The 12754-nt window shown below is 68.9% G+C and carries 18 protein-coding genes and 1 riboswitch; of the genes, 9 read left to right on the forward strand and 9 right to left on the reverse strand.

Features of this window, described 5'->3' with window-relative positions; translation table 11 throughout:
- The first annotated feature begins 70 nt into the window (after positions 1 to 70).
- A complete protein-coding gene (locus tag WJM96_RS19560) occupies positions 71 to 523 on the forward strand; it encodes a lipocalin-like domain-containing protein (RefSeq protein ID WP_424814226.1) in 453 nt (150 codons plus the stop codon).
- On the opposite strand, the gene WJM96_RS19565 is transcribed toward WJM96_RS19560, so the two are convergent.
- Positions 520 to 1323, reverse strand: coding sequence for a thiazole synthase (locus WJM96_RS19565; protein WP_424814227.1), 804 nt, complete (start codon positions 1321 to 1323; stop codon positions 520 to 522). The two genes, WJM96_RS19560 and WJM96_RS19565, sit on opposite strands and share 4 nt — an antisense overlap.
- 2 nt (positions 1324 to 1325) lie before the next feature.
- Positions 1326 to 1556 (reverse strand): sulfur carrier protein ThiS, encoded by a 231-nt coding sequence (gene thiS / locus WJM96_RS19570; RefSeq protein ID WP_424814228.1) that lies wholly within the window; start codon positions 1554 to 1556, stop codon positions 1326 to 1328.
- A gap of 43 nt (positions 1557 to 1599) precedes the next feature.
- Positions 1600 to 1711: riboswitch (TPP riboswitch) on the reverse strand.
- 137 nt (positions 1712 to 1848) lie between these two features.
- On the opposite strand from thiS, the gene WJM96_RS19575 reads away from it, so the two are divergent.
- From WJM96_RS19575 to accC, 5 genes are all read left to right on the forward strand, one after another.
- Positions 1849 to 2250 carry a hypothetical protein gene (locus WJM96_RS19575; RefSeq protein WP_424814229.1) on the forward strand — a complete coding sequence of 134 codons (402 nt, stop codon included), beginning with the start codon at positions 1849 to 1851 and terminating at the stop codon, positions 2248 to 2250.
- 123 nt (positions 2251 to 2373) lie between these two features.
- Positions 2374 to 2829 carry a type II 3-dehydroquinate dehydratase gene (aroQ, locus tag WJM96_RS19580; protein ID WP_424814230.1) on the forward strand — a complete coding sequence of 152 codons (456 nt, stop codon included), beginning with the start codon at positions 2374 to 2376 and terminating at the stop codon, positions 2827 to 2829.
- Positions 2826 to 3311: an acetyl-CoA carboxylase biotin carboxyl carrier protein gene (gene accB / locus WJM96_RS19585; RefSeq protein ID WP_424814231.1), complete on the forward strand. Its 486-nt coding sequence runs from the start codon at positions 2826 to 2828 to the stop codon at positions 3309 to 3311. The genes aroQ and accB overlap by 4 nt, the downstream gene beginning before the upstream one ends.
- 5 nt (positions 3312 to 3316) lie before the next feature.
- A complete protein-coding gene (locus tag WJM96_RS19590) occupies positions 3317 to 3535 on the forward strand; it encodes a hypothetical protein (protein ID WP_424814232.1) in 219 nt (72 codons plus the stop codon).
- Between the two features lie 3 nt (positions 3536 to 3538).
- The gene (gene accC / locus WJM96_RS19595) at positions 3539 to 4894 is read left to right on the forward strand and encodes an acetyl-CoA carboxylase biotin carboxylase subunit (protein WP_424814233.1); all 1356 of its coding nucleotides are present in this window, start codon (positions 3539 to 3541) and stop codon (positions 4892 to 4894) included.
- Here accC and WJM96_RS19600 read toward each other — a convergent pair.
- Positions 4837 to 5214, reverse strand: a complete 378-nt coding sequence (locus WJM96_RS19600; RefSeq protein WP_424814234.1) for a putative quinol monooxygenase — start codon at positions 5212 to 5214, stop codon at positions 4837 to 4839. The genes accC and WJM96_RS19600 overlap by 58 nt on opposite strands.
- A gap of 193 nt (positions 5215 to 5407) precedes the next feature.
- Between WJM96_RS19600 and aat the strand changes: the two genes are divergently transcribed.
- Complete coding sequence (aat, locus tag WJM96_RS19605; RefSeq protein WP_424814235.1) at positions 5408 to 6094, forward strand: leucyl/phenylalanyl-tRNA--protein transferase; 687 nt, start codon at positions 5408 to 5410, stop codon at positions 6092 to 6094.
- 76 nt (positions 6095 to 6170) lie between these two features.
- On the opposite strand, the gene WJM96_RS19610 is transcribed toward aat, so the two are convergent.
- Positions 6171 to 6686 carry a hypothetical protein gene (locus tag WJM96_RS19610; RefSeq protein WP_424814236.1) on the reverse strand — a complete coding sequence of 172 codons (516 nt, stop codon included), beginning with the start codon at positions 6684 to 6686 and terminating at the stop codon, positions 6171 to 6173.
- A gap of 139 nt (positions 6687 to 6825) precedes the next feature.
- Positions 6826 to 7443: a DUF1194 domain-containing protein gene (locus WJM96_RS19615; RefSeq protein ID WP_424814237.1), complete on the reverse strand. Its 618-nt coding sequence runs from the start codon at positions 7441 to 7443 to the stop codon at positions 6826 to 6828.
- 53 nt (positions 7444 to 7496) lie between these two features.
- Here WJM96_RS19615 and WJM96_RS19620 point away from each other — a divergent pair, with 53 nt between their 5' ends.
- Complete coding sequence (locus WJM96_RS19620) at positions 7497 to 8474, forward strand: Bug family tripartite tricarboxylate transporter substrate binding protein (RefSeq protein ID WP_424814238.1); 978 nt, start codon at positions 7497 to 7499, stop codon at positions 8472 to 8474.
- Between the two features lie 60 nt (positions 8475 to 8534).
- Positions 8535 to 9209, forward strand: a complete 675-nt coding sequence (locus WJM96_RS19625; protein ID WP_424814239.1) for a hypothetical protein — start codon at positions 8535 to 8537, stop codon at positions 9207 to 9209.
- On the opposite strand, the gene WJM96_RS19630 is transcribed toward WJM96_RS19625, so the two are convergent.
- The 4 genes from WJM96_RS19630 to WJM96_RS19645 all read right to left on the reverse strand — a co-directional run bounded on the left by WJM96_RS19630 (position 9210) and on the right by WJM96_RS19645 (position 12681).
- Positions 9210 to 10388: an MFS transporter gene (locus tag WJM96_RS19630; protein WP_424814240.1), complete on the reverse strand. Its 1179-nt coding sequence runs from the start codon at positions 10386 to 10388 to the stop codon at positions 9210 to 9212.
- Entirely contained in the window at positions 10385 to 11605 is a 1221-nt protein-coding gene (rlmN, locus tag WJM96_RS19635) for a 23S rRNA (adenine(2503)-C(2))-methyltransferase RlmN (protein ID WP_424814241.1), read from the reverse strand. Before rlmN ends, WJM96_RS19630 begins: the two co-directional genes overlap by 4 nt.
- The gene (locus WJM96_RS19640; protein WP_424814242.1) at positions 11584 to 12114 is read right to left on the reverse strand and encodes a hypothetical protein; all 531 of its coding nucleotides are present in this window, start codon (positions 12112 to 12114) and stop codon (positions 11584 to 11586) included. Before WJM96_RS19640 ends, rlmN begins: the two co-directional genes overlap by 22 nt.
- Positions 12115 to 12354: 240 nt before the next feature.
- Positions 12355 to 12681, reverse strand: coding sequence for a TIGR02300 family protein (locus tag WJM96_RS19645; RefSeq protein WP_424814243.1), 327 nt, complete (start codon positions 12679 to 12681; stop codon positions 12355 to 12357).
- Positions 12682 to 12754: the final 73 nt, after the last annotated feature.

Genomic DNA, 12754 nt, shown 5'->3' on the forward strand with positions numbered 1-12754 from the left:
AACCTCCGCGATCCTGCCGCGGCGCCGCCGTGGCGGCTAGGCTGCCGGACGGGTGGCCAGGGAGGGACACATGGCGACGGCAGACGAGCTCATAGGGACTTGGCGCATGTTGTCCTGGACGCGGAAGGCCGTCCGGACGGGCGAGGTCACGGACGCGATGGGCCCGGACCCCAACGGCTACATCTCCTACCACGCGGATGGCCGGATGATGGCCCTGGTCTTGAACCGCCATCGCCCGCCGCTGAAGGGCGCGACGCCCACGGAGGGGGAGAAGGCGGCGCTCTTCGACTCCATGCTCGCCTATTCGGCCCGCTACCGGCTGGAGGGCGACCGGGTGATCCACATGGTCGACGCCAGCTGGAACCCGGCCTGGGGCGTCACCGAGCTGATCCGCCCCTTCACGCTGGAAGGCGACAAGCTCGTCATCAGCGGCGCGCCCGGCACAGACCCGAAGACGGGCGATGAGGTCGTCTACCGGATGGAGTTCCGGAAGGTTCCTCCCCTGCTCGCCGCGTCGAGCTAGCGGATAAGCCCGCTCATCGGGCTCGACGCATCCGCGCGGTAGTCGCGCGGCATGCGACCGGCGAGATAAGCCTGCCGGCCCGCGATGACCGCATGCTTCATGGCGACCGCCATCTTCACGGGATCCTGGGCATGGGCGATGGCGCTGTTCAGCAGCACCGCGTCGCAGCCGAGCTCCATGGCGAAGGCGGCCTCGCTGGCCGTGCCGATGCCTGCATCCACCAGCACAGGCACCTTCGCGTTCTGCTTGATGCTGCGGATCATATAGGGGTTCACCACCCCCATGCCCGAGCCGATGGGCGCGCCGAGCGGCATGATGGCGACGCAGCCCATCTCCTCCAGCCGCTTCGCCGCAACGGGGTCGTCGGCGCAATAGACCATCACCTCGAAATTGTCGGCCAGCAGGGCGGCGGCCGCCTCGAAGGTGCCGGCCATGTCCGGGTAGAGGTAGGGCGGCGGGCCGAGCACCTCCAGCTTCACGAGGTTCCAGCCCCCCGCCTCGCGCGCCAGGCGCAGGGTTCGGACGGCCTCCTGCGCCGTGTGGCAGCCGGCCGTGTTGGGCAAATAGGTGTAGTCCTGCGGCGAGACGAAATCCTGCAGCATGGGCGCCGTGGCGTCGCTGAGGTTCACGCGGCGGACGGCGACGGTCACGATCTCCGCGCCGCTGGCACGGATGCTCTCGCCGGTCTGCTCCAGCGTCTTGTACCGGCCGGTGCCGACGATCAGGCGGGACTGGAAGCGGCGCCCGGCCACCTCCCAGGAATCGTCGACCTCGATGGGCGTGCGGATGTCATCGGGCATGGTCAGCCCCCTCCGATGAAATGGACGATCTCGATCGCGTCGCCGGCGGAGAGCATCGTCGTGGCGTATTGCGAGCGCGGGACGATCTCGAGATTGCGTTCCACCGCCACCTTGCGCTCGGCCAGGCCGATGCCGGCGAGCAGCGTGGCGACGGAGGTACCGGGCGGCACCTCGCGGGGCTCGCCATTCACCGTCAGCGCCATCAGGGCGGTCGGCATGGAGGTATCGGGCATCTCTCGCTTCGTCCCACAATCGATTCGAAGGAAAGGGTGCGGCCCGTGGCCCTGTTCCCATCCCTTCGCCGGCATGACCCGGATCAGGTTCTAAGGATTCACCGCGTCCTTCGCGGAATCTCAGCCCTGCTTCAAGGGCTCTCCTTGGTACCCGCATGCTGCGCCCCTGGGGTCCGGGCGTCAATCTCGGGTTGCGGGCCATAGGCCGCGCGGGTCGTCGCCATCGAGCGGAACTTGTTGTCCCGCCTATCCGCTTGCGTCAGCGTTTCGCTGCGGGAACGGGAGAAAGAAGATGCGGGCGGTCAAGAAAACGGCCGTGGCAGCCCTGGCGCTGACCGTCGCGGGCAGCGGCCTGGCGCGGGCCCAGTCCGACACCTGCGAGGGCGTGGTGAGCGCCAATGCGATCATGACAAGCGGACGTGCCCGCGCGGACGGGACCTACAACTACACCATCTACGTCCAGAACCGGCAGGCCCGCCGGATCGTGGTGACCTTCGTGATGGGCAACTTCCCCGCCAACGTGACGCTGGACCTCTCGCCCATCCAGAACTTCGTGATGAACGCCAATTTCACGACGGGCTTCCGCCTGGGCACGGGCCGGAACAGCGACATCAACAACCGCACGGTGGACTTCATCTATCGGGGCACCAGTTCCAAGGCCTATGTCCGGATGCAGGATTGCCGCCCCTACTGACCGGCACCCCGGATGCACCCTGCTTGCCTCCTGCCTCCCTCCCGGGGCCCGGCGCGCTTGCCCCTGCCGCGCCCCTCATGCTAGCCCGCCCCCTCCGCGACACCGCACCCCCCGGGAATCGGCATGAACCTGATCGCCGTGCTCAACGGCCCCAACCTCAACATGCTCGGCACGCGCGAGCCGGAGAAATACGGCACCGCGACGCTGGACGATGTGGAGAACCTCTGCGCCGAGGCGGCGGAGGAGCTTGGGCTGGCCATCGATTTCCGGCAGTCCAACGTCGAGGGCGAGCTGGTCTCCTGGATCCAGGAGTGCCGGGGCCGCGCGGCTGGCATCGTGATCAACCCCGCGGGCTACACCACCACCTCGGTCGCCATCCTGGACGCGCTGCTCGCGGCCGGGCTGCCGGTGATCGAGGTCCACATCACCAATATCCATCGGCGCGAGGAGTTCCGGCATCACAGCCTGGTCTCCAAGGCCGCGACCGGCGTCATCGCCGGCCTGGGCGTGGCGGGCTACGCGCTCGCGCTCCAGGCCATGGCGGGGCTGATCGGCGCGAACGAGGACGAAGACGAATGACCAGCGGCATCCAGTTCGACCCGGAGGCGATCCGCAAGCTCGCCGACATCCTGCGCGAGACGGACCTGACCGAGATCGAGCTCTCGGAGAAGGATTCCCGTATCCGCGTGGCGCGTATCCTGCCCGCGCCGGCGGTGGCCGCCGCCGCCCCGGCGCCGGTCCTGGCCGCGCCCGTCCTGGCCGCGCCCGTGGCCGTCGCGCCTCCGGCCGCCGCTCCTGCCGAAGGCGGCGGGCTGGACCTGAAGAACCCGGGCCTCGTGACCTCTCCAATGGTCGGCGTGGCCTATCTGGCACCGGAGCCCGGCGCCGCCCCCTTCGTGCAGCTCGGCGCGAAGGTCAGCCAGGGGCAGACCCTGCTGCTGATCGAGGCGATGAAGACCTTCAACCAGATCAAGGCGCCGCGCGCCGGCACGGTGACCCGGATCCTCATCGAGTCCGGCACCCCGGTCGAATACGGCGAGCCGCTGGTCCTGGTGGAGTAGGCGGGATGGCGAACGCCGTCCCCAACCTCTGGGCCCAGAGCCTGCTCGGCCGCCCGGCCGAGGAAGCCGAGCAGCCGGACAACCTCCTGCCCGACATCGAGCTTCCCCACGAGTATCCGGCCGCGACCCCAGCCGGCGCCGCCCACCCCACTTGCCGGCCCGGTGCCGCTGCCGCGCGGCGAAGCCAAGGCCGCGGAGCGGCCGCCCGGCGTCTGAGGGCATAAATCATGTTCAAGAAGATCCTGATCGCCAATCGCGGCGAGATCGCGCTGCGGGTGCATCGCGCCTGCCAGGAGATGGGCATTCGCACCGTCGCCGTGCACAGCACCGCCGATGCGTCCGCCATGCATGTCCGCCTCGCCGACGAAAGCGTGTGCATCGGCCCGCCCTCGGCCCGCGAGAGCTACCTGAACGTCGCGGCCATCCTCTCCGCCGCCACCATCACGGGAGCAGAGGCGATCCACCCCGGCTACGGCTTCCTCTCGGAGAACGCCCGCTTCGCCGAGATGGTGGAGGCGCACGGCCTCGCCTTCATCGGCCCGACGGCGGACCACATCCGCATGATGGGCGACAAGATCACCGCCAAGGACACGATGCGCCAGCTCGGCGTGCCGCTGGTCCCGGGTTCCGACGGCGCGCTGGAGACGCTCGAGGAGGCCCGCGAGGTCGCGGAGAAGATCAAGTATCCCGTGCTGATCAAGGCCGCCGCCGGCGGTGGTGGGCGCGGCATGAAGGTCGCACAGCACGAGGGCGAGCTGGAGGAGGCCTGGCGCGTGGCCCGCGCCGAGGCCAAGGCCGCCTTCGGCGACGACGCGGTCTACATGGAGAAGTATCTCGACCGGCCGCGTCATATCGAGCTGCAGATCCTGGCCGACAACCACGGCAACGTCGTGCATTTCGGCGAGCGCGATTGCTCGCTGCAGCGCCGCCACCAGAAGCTGGTGGAGGAGGCGGGCTCGCCCGCGCTCGACGCCGCCGCGCGCGACGCGATCGGCGCGCAGGTGACGGCCGGGCTGTCCAAGATCGGCTACCGCAATGCCGGCACGCTGGAGTTCCTCTGGCAGGACGGCCAGTTCTCCTTCATCGAGATGAACACCCGCCTGCAGGTGGAGCATCCGGTGACGGAGATGGTCTGCGGGGTGGACCTCGTGCGCGAGCAGATCCGCATCGCGGCGGGCGAGAAGCTGGGCTACGGCCAATCCGACGTGCGATTCAGCGGGCATGCCATCGAGTGCCGCGTCACGGCGGAGAACCCGGTGACCTTCGCGCCCTCACCCGGCAAGGTGAACACCTACCACGCGCCCGGCGGCCTGGGCGTGCGCGTCGATAGCGCGCTCTACTCGGGCTATTCGGTGCCGCCGCACTACGACAGCCTGGTCGCGAAGCTGGTGGTCCATGCGCCGACGCGCGCGGAGGCCATCGCCCGCATGCGCCGCGCGCTGGAGGAGATGGTGGTGGACGGAATCAGTACCACGCTGCCCCTGCACCACCGCATCATGGCCGACCCGGAGTTCCAGGCCGGCGATTACACCATCCATTGGCTCGAGCGTTTCGTGGCGCGCCAGTCCGAAGCGGGGGCATAACTTCCCCCGGGCCGCGTCGTGTCGGGCACCGTCGTGAAGGTGAAGGGCTGCGCGACGCAATCCTGAAGCAGGGACATGAAGCTCCGGGTATGGATCGCGCAGAGATGCGCGATCGTGGCCATCGGGCCGTCCCAGCGCTCCATGGTCGTCACCACGTCGCCATCCGTGATCGAACGGTAGAAGTCGAAGGAGAGGCAGCCCGGCTCGTTCCGGGAGGCGTCGACGAAATACGGGACCGAAGGCGCCAGCCGTTCGAATTCCCCCGGCTTCAGCCGGGCCGTCAAAATCACCAGCAGCGCGTTGCTCATCCCATCACCCATGCCCTGAGTGGGGGCTACGCGGCGGGCCTTGGACCAGATGCGAGCCGCGCCAAAAAAATTCCGCGGCCGCGGTGCTCAATCAATCATTCCGGCGCACTCGAATCTCCGTCTAGGATGAGGCGGTGAAGACCTCGGCCCGAGCGGACCGCCTGCCGCCCCCCCGCCCTTCCCGGCGCGGCTGAGGTCATCCGGCATGTCCCGCCGCCAGATGGAGATCACGCCCGAGCTCATGCTCCGGGCCTATCGCATCGGCCTCTTCCCCATGGCCGAGAGCCGGGAAGCGCGCACCCTCTACTGGCTGGACCCGGAGCAGCGGGGCGTCATCCCGCTGGACGGCTTCCACATCCCGCGCCGCCTGGCGCGGCGGATGCGCCAGGCGCCCTATCGCATCACGGCCAACCAGGCCTTCGCACGCGTCATCGACGAATGCGCGGCCCCCCGGCCCAGCTCGCCGGACAGCTGGATCAACGAGGAGATCCGCGGCCTTTTCGTCGCGCTCTACGAGCAGGGCCACGCCCATTCCATCGAGGCCTGGCAGGGCGAGGCGCTGGTCGGCGGGCTCTACGGCGTGGCGCTGGGCGGCGCCTTCTTCGGCGAGAGCATGTTCAGCCGCGCCGACGATGCCTCCAAGATCAGCCTCGTGAACCTGGTGGCGCGACTGCGGATCGGGGGGTTTACCCTGCTGGACGCCCAGTTCCAGACCAGCCACCTCGCCCAGTTCGGCACGCAGGAGGTGCCGCGCGCCTACTACAAGCGCCTGCTGTCGGAGGCAGTGGAGATGCCCGCCTATTTCCCGACCGACCTGGCCGAAGGCGTGCTGGAGGCCGAGATCGCGAAGCTGCGGCAGCTGGACCAAACCGGTTCCGAGAGCCGCCCCTAGGCGATTTCCTGACCGGAAGCTCGAGTCCCACCCCCGGCGCTGCACTGCGCCGGGGCCGATACCGCAAGGCAAGAACCTACTGAGCGGCGTGGACGGCGTTCGTCGCGAACATGGGGGGCAACGGGAGCGACCATGCGTCCGCCCGGATTCGCTGAAACTCCATCCTTACAGCGGCATGACGCTGTACATAAGCGAACAGCAACGGACGGGCCTCCTGTTCGGACTTGCCCTCGATACTCATCTCCAGCGCATTGATGGCGGTAATGAGCTGCTCGTTGATCCGGGTCAGATGCCCGACAGTGGTCTGGAGCCTGTTCGACGCCGTGATCGAGGCAACGACACCACCGAGCCCCATGGCCAGAGCGAGGCTCAGGCTGACGATACGCCACCTGTTGAGACCGTTACTGGCGAATGCTCCTGCAATCGCGACGATCATCGCGCAGACCAGGACGGACAGGGAGACGTAAGGGATGAACCTGTTCCAGAACTCGATGTCGCTATCGACCGCCTGGATCAAAGCCATCGCCTCGTAGCTACTCTTGCACTCCGTCGTAGCTGGAGCAGCTACCGAAATGACTGAGTTGCTCATCATTTCCTCGGTTAGAGGCTCGAGCGTGATTGCTCAAGCATTGAAAGAACGCGCCAAATAGATGGCAAATTTCCTGCCGGAATCTGTCGACGATAAGGTAAATTCCTGAATATTCATCTATATGGATCAAATAGACCTAAGGTCAGACGATCCCCTCCGCTCCCCGCAGCTCACGCACCAGCTTGCGCGCGATGGCTTCCGCGAAATCCGTGTAGTCGGCGCATTCCATGACGAAGCTGCCGGGGCCGCCGATCACCTCCGCGCGGTAGTGCTCCACGAGGTCGGCCTCCTCGTTCACCACCGCGAGCCCGTTGATGATGGCGCCGCCCGCCACGCCTACGTCGCGGATCGGGCCCGGCGGGCGCCCCCGGTTGCTGGCGCCGTCGCCCGAGACATCCACGATCAGCCGCGTGGCGGAGGCCGGGCAGCGTGCGAGCAAAGCCAGCGCCGCCACCAGCCCCTCGCCCAGGGCGGTGGCGCCGGGGCGCGGCAGGCGGGGCGCGCCCTCGAGCGCCTCGGCGATGCGGGCGCCGTCCTCGACGGCAGCGACGCGATGCCAGGGCACCGCGAGTTCCTGCCCATCGGACCAGAAGAGAGCGGACACGGCGGCGGCCCGACGCGGCCCGCCGGTCGCTGCGGCGATGACGTCCGGGTTGAGAAAGGCCGTGCCCAGCCCGCCCACCATCAGCGCGAACTCGTCGAAATCGACGCTGGCCGAGACGTCGATGGCGAGGACGAGCGCGACATCCACAGGTTCCATGTCGAGAAGGTCGCGGCTTGTGCCATGCTTTTCCAGTCCCCCGGAGAATCGCCATGCAGCGTCGCCACCTCATTGCGCTCGGCAGCCTGGCTGCCCCGCCACTGGCCGCGCCCACCGTGCACGCGCAGCCCGCCTGGCCCGGACGCGGGCCCATCCGCGTCATCGTGCCCTTCACGCCCGGCGGCGCCACGGACGGCATGGCCCGCGTGACGGTCGGCAAGCTGCAAGAGAAGCTGGGCCAGACCTTCGTGGTGGAGAACCGGGCCGGCGCCAATGGCGCGGTGGGCGGCCAGGCCGTCGCCCAGGCGACACCGGATGGCTACACCTTCTGCTTCTCGGCCTCGATCCAGATCCTGGCGCGGCTGGTCATGCGCAACCCGAACTACGATCCCGTGGCGGACCTCACGCCCGTGATCCGCACGGGCCAGGGGCCGCTGCTGCTGATCATGCACAAGGCCCGCCCCGAGAACACGCTGGCCGAGGCCTTGGCCTCCTGCCGCGCCAATCCGCGCGACTGGTCCTTCGCCGTCTCCTCGCTCGGCGCCGCCGGGCATCTCGCGACCATCGAATTCGTGCGTCAGGCGGGCGTGGACATCGTGCAGGTGCCCTATCGCGGCACGGCGCCCGCGATCACGGACGTGGTGGCGGGCAATGCGAAGCTGATGTTCGACCCCATCCTCGCGACGCTGCCGCAGCACCGTAGCGGCGCGGTGAAGACGCTGGCCATCACGGCCGCCCAGCGCTCCCCCGCCGCGCCGGATATCCCGACGGCGCAGGAGGCCGGCATGCCCGGCCTCGACATCCAGAGCTGGTGGGGCCTCTGGGGCCCGCGCGGCCTGCCGGCGGAGATCTCGGCGCGTATCGGCGAGGTGATGCGGACGGGCATGTTCGAGGCGGATGTGCGCGCCCGCGTAGCGACGCTGGGCATCGAACCGCTGGCCGAGACCGCGAGCGACTTCGCCGCCTTCATCCAGCGCGACTTCACCCGCTCGCAGGAGCTGCTGCGGATCGCGAACTTCCAGCCGGAGTAGCGGCTTCATCCTTCCTCAACCCGGATGCGATCACATGCGCGAGGCATCGGGAGAGGATGGATGGCGAAGGTCTGGGTCTATTGCTGGGACCATGTGCGTGGCGGGCGGAACGCCTCCTGGGGCCATTCTTCCGTGCAGATCGAAGGCGGTGCGTATATTTCCTGGTGGCCCTCCGAGGACGAGGACCGGAACTATCTGGTGGACAAGGACAAGAGCCCCCGCCTGGCCTCCTTCCTCGAGCGCGTCATCGGCACCTCGAACGTCTACAAGGTGAAGCACCGCTGCAACCCGAGCTACCAGCACGACGTGATGGACGAGGGCCGCGGCGCGGACGAGACCTGCGAGATCGCGCCGGGCGTTCTCGATACGGACGCCATCTCGAAGTGGTGGAAGGGCTACGCCTATGAGAGCGCCAGCTACCACACCATCAAGAAGAACTGCTCCACCACGGTGATCCGCGCGCTGCGTGCCGGCGGCTCGGACCAGCACGTCTCGGTGACGAAGCTCGGCCGGCGGGGACGGATCCCCCGGATCGACTTCCTCTCCAAGCAGACGGGATGGGAGCCGACCGACATCACCTCCTATCTCCGGCTTCTGAACCGCGCGCTCGGGGATGCGAAGGTGAATCTGACGGCGTCGAAATCCGGAGGCATCGGCAACAAGCCGGTGGAATCGACCGGCGTGCGGATGTGCGAGGCGCACGGCCAGCCGCTGCTGACCTGCAACATGTGCTGATCAGGGGCGGGAGACGCGGCTGACCCAGCGCGCGAAGATGATCATCCCCGCGGCGGCGATCCCGAAGGCCCAGCGATACCCGCCGGTCGCGATCACGCCCGCGAAGACCAGCGAGCCCGCCGTCTGCCCGAGGAAGAGCGACATGGCGAAGGCCGAGACGGAGGTGCCGCGCGCCTCGGGCATCGCCTCGGTCGCGCGCGCCTGCAGCACGCCGTGGAAGCTGTAGAAGCAGAAGCCCAGCAGTAGCTGCACCGCCAGCACCAACCCCCAGAAGGGCGCCGCGGCCGTCGCCGCCAGGCCGAGCGCGAGGCCGATCCCGCCCCAGAGCAGCAGCCCCGTCTCGCCGAACCGACCCACCATGCGCCGCGCGAGCCGGGTGTAGGCCAGCGCCCCCAGGCCGAAGCAGGCGACCACCAGCCCCGCCTCGCCCGCCTCCAGCGAGAATTCCTCGATGAGATAGGAGGCAATGAAGGGAAAGGCGCCGCCGAAGAGCAACGCGCCGTCGAGGAAGGCGCCCAGCAGCAGCTTGCGCGCCGACGGGTTCCTCAGCAGCCGCGCATAGGCGAGGAAGCCGCTCTGCCCTCGCCCGCCGCCGGGCGCCTTTTGCCACATCTGCGGGCCGAGCCGCACGGCCACGGTCAGTCCGACGCCGATGGTGAAGATGCCGAAGCAGAGGTAGCTCGCCTGCCAGCCGAAATGCTGTCCGATCACGCCCGAGATGGGGCCCGTGACGAGCTGCGCCATCACATTGCCGATGAGGAACTGGCCGATCACTGCCTGGCGGTCGGAATAGGGCACCGTGTCGCCGATATGCGCCAGCAGCAGCGGGATGATCGCCCCCGCCACCAGGCCGCTGCAGGCGCGCAGGATGGTGAGCTGCGTGACGCTCGTGGAGAGCTGCGCGAGTACCGTGAAGCTGCCGAAGAGCAGCAGCGCGCAGCCCGCGACGCGCAGCTTGCCGAGCCGGTCGCCCAGGGGCCCCGTCGCCACCTGGCCGCTGCCGTAGAAGAGCATGAAGGCCGCGACGATGACCGCGATGGAGGAGACGGTGACGCCGAAATCCGCCGCCACCAGGGGCATCAGCGGATCCATGATGCGCATGCCGGCGGCCGAGGCGAAGCTCGCCAGGGCGAGCAGCCAGATGCCGACGGGGCGTGCTGGCGGTTGCGCCTCGCTCACGCCGCCGGCTTGCGGCGCAAGCGTTCGCTCTCCGTCTTGAGCTGGCCGCAGGCGGCGAGGATATCGCGCCCGCGCGGACGGCGGATCGGGCTGGAATAGCCCGCATCGTTCAGGATCGCCGCGAAGCGCCGGACGGCCTCGGGCGTCGAGGTCTGGTAGGCGCTGCCGGGCCAGGGGTTGAAGGGGATCAGGTTCACCTTGGCCGGCAGGTCCCGCAGCAGGCGCACCAGCTCATGCGCCTCGGCCTCGCTGTCGTTCACGCCGCGCAGCATCACGTATTCGAAGGTGATGCGCCGCGCGTTGGACGCGCCCGGATAGCGCCGGCAGGCGGCCAGGAGCTCGGCGATCGGGTATTTGCGGTTCAGCGGCACCAGCTCGTCGCGCAGATCGTCGCGGACGGCATGCAGCGAGACGGCGAGGTTCACGCCCAGCTCCTCGCCGCACTTGTCCATCATGGGCACGACGCCGGAAGTGCTGAGCGTGATCCGCCGGCGAGAGAGCGCGATGCCCTCGTGGTCCATCACGATGTTCAGCGCGCGCGCTGTCGCCTCGTAATTGTAGAGCGGTTCGCCCATGCCCATGACGACGATGTTGGAAACGCGCCGCCCTTCCTCGCCCTTGGGCGTCGGCCATTCGCCGTAGCTGTCGCGCGCGGCCATGAACTGGCCGACGATCTCGGCCGTGCCGAGGTTGCGCACGAGCTTCTGCGTGCCCGTGTGGCAGAACGAGCAGCTGAGCGTGCAGCCCACCTGCGTCGAGATGCACAGCGCACCCCGGTCGTCGTCGGGGATGTAGACGGTCTCGACCTCCTGGCCATCGCGCCATTTGAACAGCCACTTGCGCGTGCCGTCCGTGGAGGTCTGCTCGGTGCTGATGCCCGGACGGCCGATGGTGAAGCGCTCGGCCAGCTTCGCCTGCAGCGGCTTGGCGATGCTGTTCATCACCGCGAAGTCGCGCACGCCCTGGTGGTAGATCCAGTGCCAGAGTTGCTTGGCGCGGAAAGGCTTCTCGCCGATCGCGGCCATTTCCTCCGCCAGCTCCTCGCGCGTCAGGCCCACGAGGTCGCGCCGGCCTTCCGCATCCACCATCGGCGGCGGCGCGAAATGGGCGGATTTGGCGAGGATGCGGACGCGCTCCGCCTCCGTGAGCCCGTCCACGGGCTGGGCGACGCGGTTCGCGGGGGGGAAGGCCTTGTTCACCTGCGGGGCGCCGGGCATTCGCGCGAGATCGCGTCATAGGCCTGGGCGAAGCCGTTCAGGCCGAAGGTGTCGGTCGCCTGGCCGCGGCCGTTGGGGCCGGGGCCGCGCGCCAGCGCCTCGCGGCCGTTGCGCAGCGCGGCCACCACGGCGCGGCCGTCGCGCGCGAAGGAGGTCTCGCCGGAGGTGTAGAACTCGAACTCGCTCTGCCCGACGAAGAGCTTCGAGGCGGCGTTGCGGGCATAGGGGTAGGAGGCGCGGAAGGCCACCTGGTCCCGTCCGCCGGGGCGGTGGGTGACCATGAGCATGACATTGCCGGCCTCGCGGCCGGGCACGCCGTCGATGGAACGGGCGCGGGTGAAGGCATAGCAGACCTTCTGCCCGCCCTCCATGTGCGAGGCCGCGGTCCAGGCCTGGAACTCGCCGAGACGCGAGGGCGCGGGCCGCGCGGCGGCCGCAGGTGCCCGCTGCTGCGCCTGAGCGACAGGAATGACGAGGGTCAGGAGGGAAGCAAGAACGAGACCGCGCATGCCGCGTTGATACGAGTGCGGGGGACGTATCGCAACCGCGATGGGGGCAGGTCAGCCCGGACTCAGGGGCGTCGGAGCCGCCCAGGCGCGCAGCCTGCACAAGCCGGGCGCACCAACCCGGGACCCGGCCGCGAATAGCGGCCGCGCCGCCTTAAGCCCACGCCCCCAGGCGAGCCCGAGGCGCGGCGAAGCCAGGCGCGCGGAGGGCGCGCCCGGCGCCTGAGGGCGAAAAGAAGGCCCTCAGCCCTCTTCTTCGCGATCCGTCTCGACCTCGATCTCTTCGCCGATCGCGTCGTCCTCGTCCTCGAGCTCGTCCGCGTCGTCGGGGACCGCGTCGCCCTCGACGTCCTCCAGTTCGATATCGTCGGTATCGGCCTCAGCCGGGCCGGCCGCGCGCTTCTTCAGCTTGTCATCGGGCACGACATTGGCGGAACGACGGGGGCGCGGCTGCTCGGCCGGCTGCTCCGTGCCGCATTTCGGGCAAATGGCAGGCTGCTTCATCATGTCGTAGAACTTCGCGCCGCAGGCGACGCAGGTGCGCTTCAGACCGAGTTCCGGCTTTGCCATGGAGACCTCTGATTCCTTCTGCCCAGTCCGGCAGGCCGCGCGCATTGCCACGGCCCGCGCGTCGGTGTCAAAC

It is taken from the genome of Roseococcus sp. YIM B11640, from assembly GCF_049727625.1.
Lineage (GTDB): Bacteria > Pseudomonadota > Alphaproteobacteria > Acetobacterales > Acetobacteraceae > Roseococcus.

Bases quoted from the DNA above. Each gene is read 5' to 3' on its own strand.
- WJM96_RS19560 (WP_424814226.1), top strand. From the start codon at position 71: ATGGCGACGGCAGACGAGCTCATAGGGACTTGGCGCATGTTGTCCTGG.
- WJM96_RS19565 (WP_424814227.1), bottom strand. From the start codon at position 1,323: ATGCCCGATGACATCCGCACGCCCATCGAGGTCGACGATTCCTGGGAG.
- thiS (WP_424814228.1), bottom strand. From the start codon at position 1,556: ATGCCCGATACCTCCATGCCGACCGCCCTGATGGCGCTGACGGTGAAT.
- WJM96_RS19575 (WP_424814229.1), top strand. From the start codon at position 1,849: ATGCGGGCGGTCAAGAAAACGGCCGTGGCAGCCCTGGCGCTGACCGTC.
- aroQ (WP_424814230.1), top strand. From the start codon at position 2,374: ATGAACCTGATCGCCGTGCTCAACGGCCCCAACCTCAACATGCTCGGC.
- accB (WP_424814231.1), top strand. From the start codon at position 2,826: ATGACCAGCGGCATCCAGTTCGACCCGGAGGCGATCCGCAAGCTCGCC.
- WJM96_RS19590 (WP_424814232.1), top strand. From the start codon at position 3,317: ATGGCGAACGCCGTCCCCAACCTCTGGGCCCAGAGCCTGCTCGGCCGC.
- accC (WP_424814233.1), top strand. From the start codon at position 3,539: ATGTTCAAGAAGATCCTGATCGCCAATCGCGGCGAGATCGCGCTGCGG.
- WJM96_RS19600 (WP_424814234.1), bottom strand. From the start codon at position 5,214: ATGGGTGATGGGATGAGCAACGCGCTGCTGGTGATTTTGACGGCCCGG.
- aat (WP_424814235.1), top strand. From the start codon at position 5,408: ATGTCCCGCCGCCAGATGGAGATCACGCCCGAGCTCATGCTCCGGGCC.
- WJM96_RS19610 (WP_424814236.1), bottom strand. From the start codon at position 6,686: ATGATGAGCAACTCAGTCATTTCGGTAGCTGCTCCAGCTACGACGGAG.
- WJM96_RS19615 (WP_424814237.1), bottom strand. From the start codon at position 7,443: ATGGAACCTGTGGATGTCGCGCTCGTCCTCGCCATCGACGTCTCGGCC.
- WJM96_RS19620 (WP_424814238.1), top strand. From the start codon at position 7,497: ATGCAGCGTCGCCACCTCATTGCGCTCGGCAGCCTGGCTGCCCCGCCA.
- WJM96_RS19625 (WP_424814239.1), top strand. From the start codon at position 8,535: ATGGCGAAGGTCTGGGTCTATTGCTGGGACCATGTGCGTGGCGGGCGG.
- rlmN (WP_424814241.1), bottom strand. From the start codon at position 11,605: ATGCCCGGCGCCCCGCAGGTGAACAAGGCCTTCCCCCCCGCGAACCGC.
- WJM96_RS19640 (WP_424814242.1), bottom strand. From the start codon at position 12,114: ATGCGCGGTCTCGTTCTTGCTTCCCTCCTGACCCTCGTCATTCCTGTC.
- WJM96_RS19645 (WP_424814243.1), bottom strand. From the start codon at position 12,681: ATGGCAAAGCCGGAACTCGGTCTGAAGCGCACCTGCGTCGCCTGCGGC.